This window comes from Planctomycetia bacterium, assembly GCA_034440135.1.
In the GTDB taxonomy this organism is placed as follows: domain Bacteria; phylum Planctomycetota; class Planctomycetia; order Pirellulales; family JALHLM01; genus JALHLM01.
This window is the reverse complement of record JAWXBP010000447.1, coordinates 1-15,034: the sequence shown is the minus strand read 5'-3', so window position 1 is coordinate 15,034 and position 15,034 is coordinate 1. Positions and strand designations below refer to the sequence as shown.

The following is a 15,034-nucleotide window of genomic DNA, read 5'->3' as shown; positions in this document are numbered from 1 at the left end:
CACAAAGTTCTCCGTGGGGCGATCGCCATGCCACGCGTCTTGATGTTCGCTTTCGTCGCCGCCATTGCTTTTGCGCCAGCCGCCGTGTCGCGATGCTTCGCGGCGGAAACGCCTGCGACTACGTCCCGGTTTCTCTTCACGTCGCAAGGCAAAACCGGCCACGTTGAAGCGGACCAAGTCCGCTATCTCGATTTTCAAGCGCCCGACCAAGTGACCTGGCAGCCCGGCGGGATGTTCAAGGATGGGCGGCGCATCGTAGTCCTCAGCATGGAACAACGCCGCGACGGGCCGGGCAAGCCGTTTGAGGTTTATTACACGCAGACGCCAACGCATCTCTGGACATATGACTTGATCAGCGGCGATCTCCAGGAAATCGGCGCGGAGCATCGGCTGGCCACCTTTGTCACCCCGCAATTGCTGCTGAAAGACGAGGAGCGAATGCTCGTCCAAGTCGTGCGCGGAACGGTCGGTCAGACTTACAGTGTGCGGCTCGACGGCAGCGATCCGCGCGAGTTCACCAAGGCGGGCGAAGGGCTCCCGTATGGACTCAGCCTCAGCCCGGACGGCCAGCGCGTCGCCTATCACCTGGCGAGTCCGGAAGGCTATCAAGTTTGGAACAGCGACGTCGAAGGCGGTGACCGTATCAAGGTGGCAGCGTCGCCGGCGCATCTTTACTTCGGCACCTGTTGGTCGCCGGACGGGCAATGGATTCTCTATGTCGATTGCCACTACCAACAGGACCCGGGCCACGATTGGGCCGACGTCTGCATCGGCCGCGCCGATGGCTCGGAACATCGCGTGCTGACTTCCGACCAGGCGATGTGGTTCGCCGCCACCTACGGAAGCCCGGAAACCCGCGGCGGCGGCTCGAACGTCCCGTCCTGGACGCACGACGGCAAAATCCTCTTCCCGCGCCGCACACCTGGCGCGAGAGTGGCTTGGGAATACCAGCCGGATCGCCCTGATACCGATCATTTCAACCGCGACTATAAGCCGGAGTCGGCACAGGGCGGCACGGAGATTTGCCTTCTCGACCCCGTATCCGGCAAGGTCGAAAGCCTCACGCCCAGCGAGCCTTCAGTATGGGATTTCCGAGCGGGCGAATCGCCGGACGGGAAGGAGATCGTCTTCTGCCGTGCCGCCGTGGGTGAAGCACCGGCGATTTGGGTCATGAACCGCGACGGCAGCAACGCGCGCCTGATCACGCGCGGCATCGATGATCATGGGGCGGATCATCCGCGCTGGTTGCCGTTGGGGAGATAGTCTCGCGCCAGTTCAAGCCCCGATCGGGGCGACAGACAATAGCCAGGGGTGCCACCCCCTGGTCGAAGGACCGACAAAACATGAATGAGCCCCACCGGGGCGACACACCGCCGGCGCGGAAATCGTGTCGCCCCGATAGGGTTCAAATCATTTGATTGCGATTTTTCCAGGGGTTCGCACCCCTGGCTATTATCTAACGCCCTCTGTGGGGCTCAATTCACGACAATCGGATTCGTGCGATGGCTTACGTCCCAGCCTTCGATTTCGAATCGTGGAACGCCACCGCAAACAGCACCATCACGCCGGCGGCCAACGCGGCTGGGATGAGCCAGAAGGTTTTCCAGTCGTGGGTGATCGCGCCCGTGGTCACCGTCATGCGGTCGACATAGGACGAGAGTTCCGCGCCGATGAAGCCGCCGATGCCGAGCGTGATGAAGGCGATGAAGCCTTGCGCGGCGCCGCGGATACGTTCGTCGGCTTCGTTGTCGACGTAAATCTGGCCGGTGACGAAGAAGAAGTCGTAACAGATGCCGTGCAGCAGGATGCCGATGTAAAGCATCCACATCCCGTCCGTCGAGTTTCCGAACGCGAACAGCACGTAACGCAGCGCCCAACAAAGCATGCCGACGAGCAGCATCCACTTAACACCCAGCCGCGCGAAAAAGACGGGCATCAACAGCATGAAGAAGATTTCCGACATCTGACCATAGGTCATTTTGCCGGTGGCGTTCTCGACGCCGATATTGGTCAAGAAGCCGTTCGTGTAGTTGTAGTAGAACTGCAAGGGAATGGCGACCAAGAACGAGCCGAGCACGAAAATCGCGAAAGGTACGCGCTTCATCAATGCCAAGGCGTCAAGTCCGAGCACGTCGCGAGCTGTTACCGCGTGGCCGACATTCTTCGGCGGCGTATGCGGCAGGAAGAAGCAATAGATGCCAAGTAGCAGCGAGAAACCCGACGCGACCTGCATCGCGGTATTGGACGTGCCCCAACCCATCGCGCCGGTCAACTGCCCGGCGCAAATCCAGGAAATGGTTCCCAACACGCGAATGCCGGGGAACTGGCGCCCCGGGTTCGGCAAATGATGGAAGGAGATTGAATTGGTAAGCGCCAACGTCGGCATGAAGCAAAGGAAATACGCCAGCATCACGCCATAGAATAGCCCGGGCGTTTCAACCGTCGAAAGATAGTAGAGAATGCCGGCGCCCACGATGTGCAGCACGGCGAGTACGTGTTGCGTGGCGAAGAAGCGGTCGGCGATCATGCCGACGAAGAACGGCGCGATCATCGCCGCGATGGCGGCCGTACCGTAGGCCCGGCCGACGAAGCCCTCCGGGAAAATCTGCTTCCCGGCTTCTCCTGTGTTCGCGGAGAGGTAGGCGCTCAGGCTGACGAACCAGGTTCCCCAGGTTAGATACTGGAGGAACATCATCGTCGACAACTGCAGGCGGGTCCCCATTTTCAATGGGACGTTCGCTTCCGGGACCGATGGTGCGCCAGCCGATGCCACGATGTGTACTCCTTGGACGTCGAGAGTTCGACAGGGAAACGCCGCCGGATCAACCGCCGATCGGCGAGCGAAGCCGGCATTCTAGACCCCCCCGGCCCGCGCCGGAAGCTGCTGCGCCACGGTTTTTTTGATCCGCACCGCTGTTCGACGCTAAGCCCCGGGAAGGCCCTCGGAGACTTTACCAATGGCAATGTCTACGGGGGCCTTCCCTGGGCTTGGAGAAATCGTCGTGGACAAGACGTACCCCGCACCGCAAAACCGCCCCCGGACCGCTCGCGTAACCGGCTGAAATGCTTGATCTTAGCTCCCCGGGGCGATAGCATCGGGGAGTGTGGTGCGGGCGGCTTTCGAGACGCCCTGGGTGATGCTCTTTGCTGAAGGCGGAGGAACCGGCCAATGCTGCAACTCACCGGGCGCGGACGCGCTCAGACCTGCGATGGCGTCACGCGGCGCGATTTTCTGCAGGCCGGGGCGCTGAGCGCCATCGGCATGTCGCTGCCGATGTTGATGGACCTGAAAGCCCGCGGCGCGGTGCAGCAAGATCACGACGAGCGGTCGGTGATCATGATCTTCAACCTCGGTGCGCCGAGCCAGCTTGATACCTGGGACATGAAGCCGGAAGCGTCGGCGGAGATCCGCGGGCCGTTCAAGCCGATCAAAACGGCGTCGTCCGAGTTCGACATCTCGGAAATCTTTCCGCTGCACGCCAAGGTCGCCGACAAGTTCTCGCTGGTCCGCACCTGTTATCACACCGCGGCGGCCGTGCATGACACTGGCCACCAGATGCTGCAAACCGGCCGGCTGTTCAATGGCGGCGTCAACACGCCGCATGCCGGCTGCGCGTTGACGTACCTGCGCGGGCGGAAGACGGACTTGCCGGCACACGTGATTCTGCCGGAACCCATGGGGCGCACCGGCGGCAACATGCCGCACGGGCAGGACGCCGGTTTTCTAGGCAAGGCCTACGATCCCTTCGCATTGATGGCGGATCCTTCGAAGCCGAATTTCCAAGTGCCGGACATGCTGCCGCCGCCGGAGATCGGTCAGGCGCGGCTTGATCGCCGGCGCAAGTTGCGTTCGATCGTCGATCAAACGGTGAAAAACTTCGAAGCGACCGACAGCGCTCAGTTGATGGACAGTAACTTCGAGGCCGCCTACCGGCTGATGACCAGCACGCAGGCCCGCGAGGCGTTTGATCTCTCGAAGGAACCGCAATCGGTCCGCGATCGCTACGGCATGACGCGCTTCGGCCAGAGTTGCTTGTTGGCCAGAAGGTTGATCGAAGCCGGCGTGCGCTTTGTCACGGTGAACACGTTCCTGACCGTGTTCGACGAGATCACCTGGGACATCCACGGCTCGCAGCCGTTCACGTCGATCGAGGGCATGCGAGATATCGTCGCGCCGATGTACGATCAGGCCTACAGCGCGTTGATCGAAGATCTGGTGCAGCGCGGCATGTTGGACAACACCATGGTGTGCAACCTGGCCGAGTTCGGCCGCACGCCGCGGATTAATCCGGCCGGCGGACGCGATCACTGGCCGCAATGCTGGACGGTGTACTTTGCCGGCGGCGGCGTCCAAGGAGGCCGCGTCGTGGGTCGCAGCGACGGCATCGGCGGCGTCCCGGCCGAACGTCCGGTCGATCCGCCGGAAGTCGTAGCGACCATCTATCGCTCGCTCGGCCTCGATCTGGAAACCACGCTGCCCGGCCCGAATGGTCGGCCGTTCCCGTTGGTCGATTTTGGCAAGCATGAGATTCGGGAGTTGTTCTAGCGAGTTGGAAGTTTTCAGTGTTCAGTCTTCAGTGGGCTGCGGACGAATCGCCGCTCACGCGGAAGACTTGCCGTCCATCTTTGGCCAACATGGATAGCTTCCCGCCGGCCGATTCATTTTCTTTGCTGCTTTTCATGGCGGAGCGTTTGATGATCTCCCGCTTGTTTTCGATCGCGCCGTTGGTAGTCAGCCTGGCAATTTGTCTGGCGACCGGCACATCGCGCGCCGGGGAGTTGGCGGTTCTGCCCGCGTCGATCAAGCTCTCTGGGCCAGAGTTCGCGCATCGAATGTTGGTCGAGGAACTTTCCGACGACAAGTATCGCGGGCAGCATGTCGAAGACGTGAAGTTCACATCGAGCGATCCCAAGGTGGTGGAGATCGTCGATCAAATGGCGGTCCCGCGCGGCAATGGCACGGCGACCGTGACGGCAGCCGTGGGCGAGCGCACCGCGCTGGCCGAGGTCACGGTCGTAGACTTCGAGCAACCGCACGAGTGGAGCTTTCGGAATCATGTCGAATCGGTGCTCGCCAAGACCGGTTGCAGTACGGGCGCGTGCCACGGAGCGCTCGCTGGCAAGAATGGCTTCAAGCTCTCGTTGCGCGGTTACGACCCGGACGGCGATTGCCGCACGCTCTCGCGCCAAGCGCGCGGACGGCGGATCGTGCCTAGCGACCCGGGCCGCAGCTTGTTTCTGACGAAGCCGACCGGCGCGGTGCCGCATAAGGGAGGCGTGCGGTTCGACGTCGGTTCGCCGGAGTATCGCGTGATCGCCGAATGGATCGCCGCGGGCACGCCGCCGCCGAGCGAAGACGACGCGCGGCTCGATCATTTGGAAATCCTGCCCAAGAACACCGTGCTCAAGCCGGGCGTCTCGCAGCAGTTGATCGTGCAAGGTCACTTCAACGACGGCCGCATTGAAGACGTCACGCGTTGGTGCTTATTCACGTCGACGAATCAGACAGTCGCCAACGCCGATGAGCGCGGCAACGTGCAAGTGGTCGGGAATGGCGAAGGCGCCGTCACGGCCTGGTACTTGAGTCAGGTCGCCATCGCCACGGTGAGCGTGCCGTTCGAGCAAGACGTGCCGGCGGCAACGTTTGCCGAGGCGCCGCGACGAAACTTTATCGACGAGTTGGTCCTGGACAAGCTCCAGGCGCTCAACATTCCGCCATCGCCGGAATGCAACGACGGCGAGTTCATCCGCCGCGCGTACCTCGACACGATCGGCGTGCTGCCGACGCTCGACGAAACCAAAGCATTCTTGGCTGACCCGTCGCCGGACAAGCGCGATCGGCTGATCGAATCGTTGCTGGCGCGGCCGGAGTTCGTCGACTATTGGACCTACAAGTGGGCCGACCTGCTATTGGTGAACACGACGAGCTTGCAACCGGCCTCAATGTGGTCGTACTACAATTGGGTCCGCGACAACGTGGCGGCGAACACGCCCTGGGATGAATTCGCCCGTCGTCTCGTTACTGCCAGCGGGAGCACGCTGGAAAACGGCGCTACGAACTTCTTTGTGCTGCACAAGGATCCGCCCGACTTGTCGGAAACGGTCTCTCAGGCGTTCCTGGGGATGTCGATCGCCTGCGCCAAGTGCCACAACCATCCGATGGAAAAGTGGACGAACGGTCAATACTTCGCGATGGCCAACCTGCTGGCCCGCGTTCGCGTGAAAGACGGTCAGGCCGGCGGCAGCAGCACGGTCTTCAACGCCAGCGCCGGCGAACTGGTGCAACCGCTCACCGGCAAGCCGCAGAAGCCGCAGCCGCTAGACGGCGAGGCGATTGAGTTCGAATCGGACATCGAGCGCCGCGAACATCTGGCGAAATGGCTCACTTCGCCCGAGAACCCGTACTTCGCGAGGTCAATCAGCAATCGCGTCTGGGCGAACTTTTTTGGCGTGGGGCTCGTGGAGAGCGTCGACGACATGCGGCTCACCAATCCGTCCAGCAACCCTGCATTGCTCGACGCCGTGGCGAAGCACTTGATCGACAATCGCTACGATCTCAAGGCCTTGATGCGGACGATCCTGCAATCGCATGCTTATCAACGCAGCAGCGAGCCGCTGGCGGAGAACAAGGCCGAGATGCGGTTCTACTCGCGCTATTACCCGCGCCGGCTGATGGCCGAAATCATGCTCGACGTGCTCTCGCAAGTCAGCGGAGCGCCGACGAATTTCCCCGGTTACCCGAGCGGTTGGCGGGCGATGCAACTGCCCGACTCAAACGTGGACTCGTACTTCCTGAAGACCTTTGGACGCCCGGATCGCGTCATTACCTGCGAATGCGAGCGCACCGAAGAACCGAGCATGGTGCAGGTGCTGCATATCTCGAACGGCAAGGGGATCAACGAAAAACTGGCGCAGGCCGGCAACCGGATCGATCAACTTCTCGCAGCGAATGCCAGCGACGAGCAAATCGTCCAGGAAGCGTACTTGAGCACCCTCTGCCGCGAGCCGACGGAAAGTGAGCGGAATTCGATCCTCTCGGTGCTAACCGAAACTCCTGCGGAGGAACGCCGACTGGCGATCGAAGACGTGTACTGGGGCGTGCTGAGTAGTAAGGAGTTTTTGTTTAATCACTAGTTCGCCGAAAGCAATGTTGACCCAATCAATAGCGAGGTCGCGATGTTGCCTGAACTGACAAGTATTTTGCCCATCATTCACGCCCTGCCGACCGACGCGAAGCAGGAGTTGCTGGAGATTCTGGTCAAGGATCTTGAGCCTGCGTCGCCGAAATCGGAAGTATCCGTTCCGATGGACGAGCCGTTTGTCTATGACCCTGAGAATCCGATGCTCGGACTGTTCTACGACGAACCCGAGGTGGTGGACGAGGTTCTCCGTCTGGCGATGGAGGCGCGGCAAGCAAGAAACGCGAGACGCTTCGGTGAATAAGGCCCTACTTGACACAGACATATTGTCCGAAGTGGAACGAGGTAGAAACAGAATTGTTCTGTTTCGTGAGCGTGAATATCGTGCTGAGTGGGGTTTGCTGACAATTTCTGCTGTGACCGTAATGGAAATTGTTCATGGCCACTGGTGGAGCGGCAATGCCAGGCTTTTATCCCGATTTATGGCCGCAATTGGCAACCAACAGGTTCTGCCGTTCACGGCAACAACTGCGGAGTTGGCCGGCAAGATTGGAGCGGAGTTGGACAAACTTGGCGCCCCAATCGGCCCAAATGATCCCATGATCGCCGCCGCGGCGATCGAACACGGCTTAGTCCTAGTCACCGGTAACACGAAGCACTACGAACGAATTCGACAAATAGGTTTTCCATTGCAGCTAGCGAATTGGCGTGAGTCGGACAGTTGAAACACACATTGGCGATCGAATGATGAAGCCGTACCGTCTGCTGTCTCTGTTCCTTACGTTCGTCGGCGCAACAAGTGTTCGTGCCGAGGCGCCCGATTTCAACGCCGTCGCGCCGATCTTCACCAAGTACTGCGTCGGTTGCCACAATGACGGCGATCGCGAGGGGAAGCTCACGCTGGAGTCGTACGACGGCCTGCTGGCCGGCGGCGAACATGGCGCCGTGGTCACGGCTGAGCAGCCCGATCTGAGTCGCATGGTGCGCGTGATCACTGGCAAGGCGGAGCCCGCAATGCCGCCCGAGGGGAGCGAAGCGCCGTCGCAGGAAGAGATTCAGGCCATCGTCGCTTGGGTGGCCGCCGGTGCGCGCGGGCCGTCCGGCGCGCCGCCGGATCCGGCAAATCTGGTCACGCCCAAAGTCGAACTGCTGAAGCCGGCGCGACAGACGTTGCAATCCGCGACGCTTTCGCCCGACGGCAAGTTGCTGGCGCTGGGCGGATATCGCATCGTGAAGATTCTGGACGCCGCCACGCAAACCGTGTTGCGCGAGTTGCCCGGCATTCCCGGCAATGTGAACAACCTGCAGTTTATCGCCAATGGCGAGCAACTACTCGTCGCTGGCGGCGAGCCCGGTTTGTTCGGCGAAGTGCAGGTGCGGAACGTCGCCGACGGCGCGTTGCTGCGAAGTTTGCGCGGTCACAAGGACTGCCTCTACGACGCCGTGCTAAGTCCTGACGGCAAGACGTTGGCCACCGCCGGCTACGATTATCAGATCGTCCTGTGGAACTTCGAGACGGGCGAGCCGACGCGCACCCTACACGGTCACAACGCCAGCGTCTATGACTTAGAGTTCAGTCCGGACGGACAGATCCTGGCCAGCGCGAGCGGCGATCGCACAGTGAAACTTTGGAATGTGGCGACCGGCGAGCGGCTTGATACGCTCGGACAATCGTTGTTGGAACTCTACGCCGTGGCGTTCAGCCCGGATGGAAAACGCGTCGCTGCCGGCGGCGTGGACAATCGAATTCGCATCTGGGAAATCGGCGCCGGCGCCAAGGAAGGAACGAACCCGATCCTGCATGCGCGCTATGCACACGAAGGGGCGATCTTGCGATTGGCCTACACGCCGGACGGCAAGTCGCTCGTCAGCACCGCGGAGAATCGCTCCGTCAAAGTATGGAACGCCGAAGAAATGGTAGAGCGGCATTTGCTGGATCAGCAAACGGATTGGCCAGTGGCGTTGGCCGTCGCGCCGGATAGTCAGTCGTTTATCGTGGCGCTTCTGGATGGCGGCTTCTCGCGCTTTCAAATCGAGTCCGGGCAGATTCAGCCGCCCGCTCCGCCGCCAGCACCGGAATTGGCCAGCGTTTCGCCGCGCGGCGTGGAGCGAGGCAAGACTACGCGCGTGACGCTGCACGGCGCACATCTCGCGGCCGTCAGGCACGTCGAGAGCTTCGAGCCGCTGGTGAAAGTGGCGATCGCCGAAGGTGCGCCACGCGATGACAACTCGTTGACGATCGACGTGACGCCGGACGCCACCATGTTCCGCGGACCGGTGCGGCTCAAAGCGCAAGGCACCGCGGCTGAGAGCCAGCCCGTCGTGCTGCATGTGGACTTCATTCCGCAGCAAGTCGAAGCGTCGGCTGACGCCCCGAGATCCGTCGAACAACTCGCCGCGCTGCCGTTGGGCGTGTGGGGCGAGATTGCCACGCCAGGAGATGAAGACGCGTTTTCGTTCGACGCGGAGGCAGGCGACACGATCGTTTTCGATCTCTCGGCCAAGCAATTTGGTTCCGAACTGAATGCCGTGCTGACGGTCTTCGACGAAGCCGGCACGCTGCTGGCCAGCAGCAACGACTTTGACGGCGAGCCGGATCCGCTCGTGGCCCTCGAGATTCCCAAGTCAGGGCGTTACCGCGCCAGCGTCAAGGATCTCGCGGCGTCGGGATCGAACAAACATTTCTACCAACTCTCGATTGGCAAGTTGCCGTACGTGACCGGTTGCTACCCGCTCAGCGTACCGCCCGATGCGAAGACGCGCGTCAATCTACTGGGGTACAACCTGCCGGCAGACGCCACGGCGGAAGTCACCGCTGGCGCATCCGGTGACGCGGGCGTGACGGTGGACGCCAATCAATATCGTTTCCGGCGGCATTTGACGGTCGCCGTTGGCTCATTGCCGGAATCGCTGGAAGCAGAGCCGAACGATGCGCCCGAGCGAGCGACGTCGATTGCCGCGCCGGCAACGGTCGGCGGACGAATTCTCGCGGACGATGGCGGGCACGACGTGGATGTGTTCCGCTTCGACTCGCCGGCCGGAAAGCAATGGATCATCGAGACGAATGCCGCCGGGCGTGGTTCGCCGATTGATACGAAAATCGAATTGCTGCTTCCGGACGGGCGACCCGTGCCGCGCGTGCTGTTGCAAGCGGTGCGCGATTCCAACATCGAATTCCGTCCCACGGACTCGAACGCGTCCGGCTTCCGCGTCAAGAACTGGGAGGAGATGCATCTCAACCAGTATCTGTACGTCGGGGGCGAGGTCTGCCAACTGTTCCGCATGCCGCAGGGGCCGGACTCCGACATGATTTATTACACCGCGCAAGGAAACCGGCGCGGCTATTTCGACACGACGCCGACTTCGCACGCCATTTACGATCCCTGTTACATCGTGGAACCTCAGCCGATCGGCGCGAATCTAGTGCCGAACGGTCTGCCAGTCTTCGCGCTGAACTACGAGAACGACGACGACGGGGAGCGCCGCCTCGGGACCGATTCGAAGATTTACTTCACCGCGCCAGCCGCCGGATCGTATCTCGTGCGCGTAACTGACGTGCGGGGACTCAACGGCGATCGTTACGCGTATCGCCTCACCGTGCGCGAACCGAAGCCGGACTTTAACGTCTCGCTGGGCGTCAGCAACCCGACGATTGCCGCCGGAAGCGGGCAGGCCTTTGACGTGAATCTAGATCGCATCGACGGCTTCGACGACGACGTCGAAGTGGAAATCACGGGCCTGCCGCCCGGATTCACCGTCTCGCAGCCGTTGGTGATCCAAGCCGGACACACGTCCGCGCAGGCGGTCCTCAACGCGGCGCCGGACGCTCCGGCGCCGAACGAGGAAAGCGCGCAGCAAACCAAGGTCGTCGCGCGGGCCATGATCGCGGGCAGCCCGGTCGTCAAGGAATTAGCGTCGCTCGGCAAGGTTCAACTCACCGAGCGGCCGAAAGTGATTGTGCATCTGCTGCCGGACGATCCCTCGGCCAGCCCCGGCGATGGCGTGACAATCGCGCCCGGCACGACTGTCTCTGCCAGGTTGCGCGTGGAACGCAATGGCTTCGATGACCGCATCCAGTTCAACTTGCGAAACCTGCCTCATGGCGTGATCGTGGACAATATCGGCCTCAACGGCGTACTGATTCCGGCGGGCCAGACGGAGCGGCAGATCTTTTTGACGGCCGAGAGTTGGGTGCCGGAAACCAGCCGGCCGTTCCACGCGATTGCCGAAGTGGAAGGTAACCAGGTCTCCCGGCCGCTGATCTTGCATGTCAAACGTGCAACAGAACTCGCCGGCAACGGTGGCAACTAGTTCGTCGCGCGGTTCACCCCTTCAGGATTTCATGCGTTTTCTCCGCGATCAACTTACGCTGCTGTTGTTCTTTGTTCTGGCGGGCATCTCGGCGGCGGCCGCTGTTCAAGCGGTGCGGACCGGATTGCCGGTGGCCGTGGTCGATCATCACGACGAGTTCGTGCGTACCCTCACGCTGGGCCCCGTGGTTGACTTGCCCGCGGAGTATCAGAACCAGATGTTGCGTCAATTGGAGCGCGAATTGCGCCGCGGCGTCGATTGGGAAGCGGACTATAAGCAAATGCAGCGCAAGCAAAAGCGGATCCTGGTGGAAAACCTGGTCTCGCTCGCCGAGCGCTGGCTCGATGAGAAGATGACTGAATACGCTGAGTTGCCCGACCCATATCAGCGCGAGCACTACCTCGAAGGTGAGATTCGGAGCCTGAAGAACATGCAGGGACTGCAAAACGGGGTCTTTGCCGCCAAGTCCGATGCGCCGGGCGGGCTCGCCAAGGCGTTTTCGACGTCCGCCGCACGCCGCTTTGAGCAGGCCGGCATGCTGCGCAAGGGCCAGCTGATGGGGTTTGCCGCCGCTGCCCGTGAGCGTTGGGCCAGCCAGGGCATGCAGGACATCTTACCGCCCACCGGGCCGGCAGCGGACTAAAATGCACGCCGCCCCCCCCACAATGAGCTAAGGCGTTTTTCGTTGTCAGTTCGGGAATCGCCGGTTAGCATCAAGTTTGGCTAGTGAATGCGCCTTTTTGGCCGTTTCACATCAATGAGAGACCCCATGACCATCTGGATTTCGCGAGCTCGGAGTTTTACGGCTTTGCTTGCCGCATCTCTGGTGTTGGCTGTTGGCTCGTTCGCAAATGCCGGGACCGTGCAGTTGACGGCCCACGCGCATGACTCAACTGGCGAATTGCACATCACGAAGAGCGCCAGTCATCCCACGACCGCCTATGCCGACACGGGCAACGTCAACAAGCCCGGCGCCCACGCTCGATCATGGGGCGCCGCGTTCATTTCCGGTGGCAGTCTGAAAAAGGCCGCCGGGGGGGAAGGCTGGGTCATCAACGGAAACTCCGCCAAACACCAATACTGGTATGCCAACGCTGGGACCGGCGAATTCATCGTCAACGGGGAGCCGGGCATTAACTCAGCCCGCGTGCGGCTATTGATTCAGCGTTCGGGCGAAGTCATCGATCCGGTCCAGCCGGTCGATGCGCCGCCCGAGATCGGCGACTATCCGTCGCAGGCAATGTTCGCGGAGTATGACTTCACCGTGAATTTGCAGCTCGACGCCGCGATCACGCAGGAAGGACAGAAATTCGATTTGTTCCACGGCCAAGCCTCGCTTGCCGGACCGCAAAGCGTCAATCCGGGCCTTTCCATGACCGGCGATTTCGCCTTGCTGAGCGTCTTCGAGCCGACTCAATTCCAAGGCAATCCTGGCCAGCAGCGACTCGGAGCGCTGACGCCGAATCTCGTGTTATCGCCGGGCACGGCGACGGTCCTGACCAACGTGCCATTTACGGTCGATCTCGACTTGATCATGTCACAATACGTGATCGACGGTTTTCCCTTCGAACCGCCGCTCGTCGATACTGGAGGCATTCTCGCCTCGTCGTCGGGCGACCTCGTCGTGGAATTACTGGTGGAAGATGCGGCGGGCAATCCGTTGACGATTACGCCCGTCGTACCCGAGCCGGGGACCCTGAGCTTGGGCGCGCTCTGTGCCTTGGGCGCTTCCTGGTCGCTGCGTCGCCGTGGATTACTTGGCCGCCGAGCCTAGGACTCCGGGAAGCGGCTTGCCGGCCGTCGGGATCGCGCCGGCATAGTCTTCGCCGAAAAACTGCGCCACCGTGGCCGCGATCTGGCTTTGCGTGAAATCGTTGCCGGTACGCTCGCCGAGGGCCGGCGTATCGGGGCCGAGGACGGCCATCCAGATTTCGTCGGAGCCGGGAATATCGACGCTGTGGTTCTTCCAGCCGTCGCCGTCGCGCCCCCGGCCGTGATCGACGGTGAGTACCAGCGTCGTCTTGCCGGCATATTCGGGCAGACTTTGCGCGAGCGCCCATAACTCCGCGATCAGCCGATCGCACGTTTTCGTGGAATCCAGATACAAGTCGTAGCGCCCTTCATGGGCCCAATCGTCCGGTTCGCCCAGCGAAACGTAAAGTAGTCGCGGTTTTTTCAGTCGCAGGTATTCCCGCGCCCCGAACGCCGTGATGGTGTCGTAGCGCACACCGGCCCACATCCGCGGGAGTTCGGCGTTGACGCGGTTGAATGCCGCCAGTTCGTCGTCGTGTTCCGCGACTTCCAACGGCGTCCAGCCGGCGTTGACCGGAATGCCGGAGCGTTCGCTGTTGATGATGTAAGGGAAGACGTCCCAAGAGCAGAACGCCGCCACGCGCCCGCCGACGGAGGGCCGCCGCGAGAGCCATTCCAGCACCGTGATGTTCTGGTTGGCGATCTTGTCATTCGAACCAATGCGTTCGTCCGGGAAACCGCACAGGATCTCGTTGTAGCCTGGATAAGAAAAATGGCGATTGTTGAGCACCTTCGCTTCGCTCCCTGCGTCGCGATTGCCGAACAGTTGCCCTTCCTTGGCGATGACGTTCCAGACAAACGGCATCAACGTCGCGCGGGCGTCCGCCGGATTGTCGCGGAGATACGCGGCGCGCGTCGCCGGTATGTCTTTGACGTTGCCGGCTTCTTTCGAAACGAGTCGTTCCTCGGCTCCACGAAAAACCTCTTGCCAGCGCAGTCCGTCGATGGTGACCAGCAGCACGTTGCGGGTGCGCAGTTCCTCTGCCCCGGCGGCCTGCGTGTTCTGGAACGGCAACGTCAACAGAAAAAGTGCCAGCCCAACAATCAGCCATCGCTTCATCATAGTTCGCTCCAGGTTGATGGGTCCTACTGTAACCACCGTCCGGCCGCCGCGAAAGCACGGACCGAGTCCACTCCCGCCCGGGTACAGTGGAGATTAGGATTGCGGACAACGATCATTCGACCGCGAGGTGTTCCATGAATGCAAACAATTCGTTGCGCGTCGACGGCCTGGTCGAGCGCGCATTGGCGTTGAACTTCGACGACCTTCGCGCTTTGCCGGAGGCGGATCAGGTACGCGACGTACGTCGGCTAGGCGCCAAACGTGGCGGCGACGCCGTGGGGTTAGCGACCATTCTGCGGCTCGCTGGCGCATCGAGCGAGGCTCAGTACATTACCTTGCACGCCGGGGCGGATGATTTTCACGCCAGCGTTCCGCTCAGTTCGGTGAGCGACAAGGCGGTCCTCATCTATCAGCAGGACGGCGCGCCGCTGCCCGCGGCGGCGGGCGGGCCATTCCGGTTCTTTATTCCCGATCACGCCGCCTGCCGCACGGCCGAGATCGACGAATGCGCGAACGTCAAATTCGTTGACCGCATCGAGCTGACGCGCGAGCGCGGCTTCGATAACCGCCCGCAGGATGAGACTGAGCACGCCAAGTTGCATGAGCCGGGCTAGCGCAAATTCGCCTTGCGAATCGCCGACAGCGCCTTGAGCGACGCTTTGGCCGCACCGGCGCTATCCACCAATCCGCCGTGCGGGAATTCGTGCGG

General features: G+C 61.6%; 11 protein-coding genes. 9 read left to right on the top strand and 2 right to left on the bottom strand.

Translation table 11 applies throughout. The features are described 5' to 3' along the window. Positions 1 to 27: 27 nt before the first annotated feature. Positions 28 to 1,263 (top strand): serine/threonine protein kinase, encoded by a 1,236-nt coding sequence (locus tag SGJ19_25835; GenBank protein ID MDZ4783684.1) that lies wholly within the window; start codon positions 28 to 30, stop codon positions 1,261 to 1,263. 244 nt (positions 1,264 to 1,507) lie between these two features. Here the strand turns inward: SGJ19_25835 and SGJ19_25830 are convergent, their stop codons facing one another. Beyond that, on the bottom strand, positions 1,508 to 2,773 hold the full coding sequence (locus tag SGJ19_25830) for a nucleoside permease (protein MDZ4783683.1): 1,266 nt from the start codon (positions 2,771 to 2,773) through the stop codon (positions 1,508 to 1,510). A gap of 396 nt (positions 2,774 to 3,169) precedes the next feature. Here SGJ19_25830 and SGJ19_25825 point away from each other — a divergent pair, with 396 nt between their 5' ends. The 7 genes from SGJ19_25825 (at position 3,170) to SGJ19_25795 (ending at position 13,224) form a co-directional block, all read left to right on the top strand. After that, positions 3,170 to 4,546 carry a DUF1501 domain-containing protein gene (locus SGJ19_25825; GenBank protein MDZ4783682.1) on the top strand — a complete coding sequence of 459 codons (1,377 nt, stop codon included), beginning with the start codon at positions 3,170 to 3,172 and terminating at the stop codon, positions 4,544 to 4,546. Between the two features lie 149 nt (positions 4,547 to 4,695). Continuing rightward, on the top strand, positions 4,696 to 7,134 hold the full coding sequence (locus tag SGJ19_25820; protein MDZ4783681.1) for a DUF1553 domain-containing protein: 2,439 nt from the start codon (positions 4,696 to 4,698) through the stop codon (positions 7,132 to 7,134). Positions 7,135 to 7,176: 42 nt separating this feature from the next. Then, the gene (locus SGJ19_25815; GenBank protein MDZ4783680.1) at positions 7,177 to 7,443 is read left to right on the top strand and encodes a hypothetical protein; all 267 of its coding nucleotides are present in this window, start codon (positions 7,177 to 7,179) and stop codon (positions 7,441 to 7,443) included. After that, positions 7,436 to 7,864 carry a PIN domain-containing protein gene (locus SGJ19_25810; protein ID MDZ4783679.1) on the top strand — a complete coding sequence of 143 codons (429 nt, stop codon included), beginning with the start codon at positions 7,436 to 7,438 and terminating at the stop codon, positions 7,862 to 7,864. Before SGJ19_25815 ends, SGJ19_25810 begins: the two co-directional genes overlap by 8 nt. A 22-nt stretch (positions 7,865 to 7,886) precedes the next feature. Continuing rightward, on the top strand, positions 7,887 to 11,450 hold the full coding sequence (locus SGJ19_25805; protein MDZ4783678.1) for a c-type cytochrome domain-containing protein: 3,564 nt from the start codon (positions 7,887 to 7,889) through the stop codon (positions 11,448 to 11,450). Positions 11,451 to 11,481: 31 nt separating this feature from the next. Beyond that, positions 11,482 to 12,093: a hypothetical protein gene (locus SGJ19_25800; GenBank protein MDZ4783677.1), complete on the top strand. Its 612-nt coding sequence runs from the start codon at positions 11,482 to 11,484 to the stop codon at positions 12,091 to 12,093. Positions 12,094 to 12,219: 126 nt separating this feature from the next. Beyond that, entirely contained in the window at positions 12,220 to 13,224 is a 1,005-nt protein-coding gene (locus SGJ19_25795) for a hypothetical protein (protein MDZ4783676.1), read from the top strand. Here the strand turns inward: SGJ19_25795 and SGJ19_25790 are convergent. Beyond that, positions 13,204 to 14,325, bottom strand: a complete 1,122-nt coding sequence (locus tag SGJ19_25790; GenBank protein MDZ4783675.1) for an AP protein — start codon at positions 14,323 to 14,325, stop codon at positions 13,204 to 13,206. The two genes, SGJ19_25795 and SGJ19_25790, sit on opposite strands and share 21 nt — an antisense overlap. Before the next feature lie 134 nt (positions 14,326 to 14,459). Between SGJ19_25790 and SGJ19_25785 the strand changes: the two genes are divergently transcribed. Continuing rightward, complete coding sequence (locus SGJ19_25785) at positions 14,460 to 14,939, top strand: molybdopterin-dependent oxidoreductase (GenBank protein MDZ4783674.1); 480 nt, start codon at positions 14,460 to 14,462, stop codon at positions 14,937 to 14,939. The last annotated feature ends 95 nt before the right edge of the window (positions 14,940 to 15,034 follow it).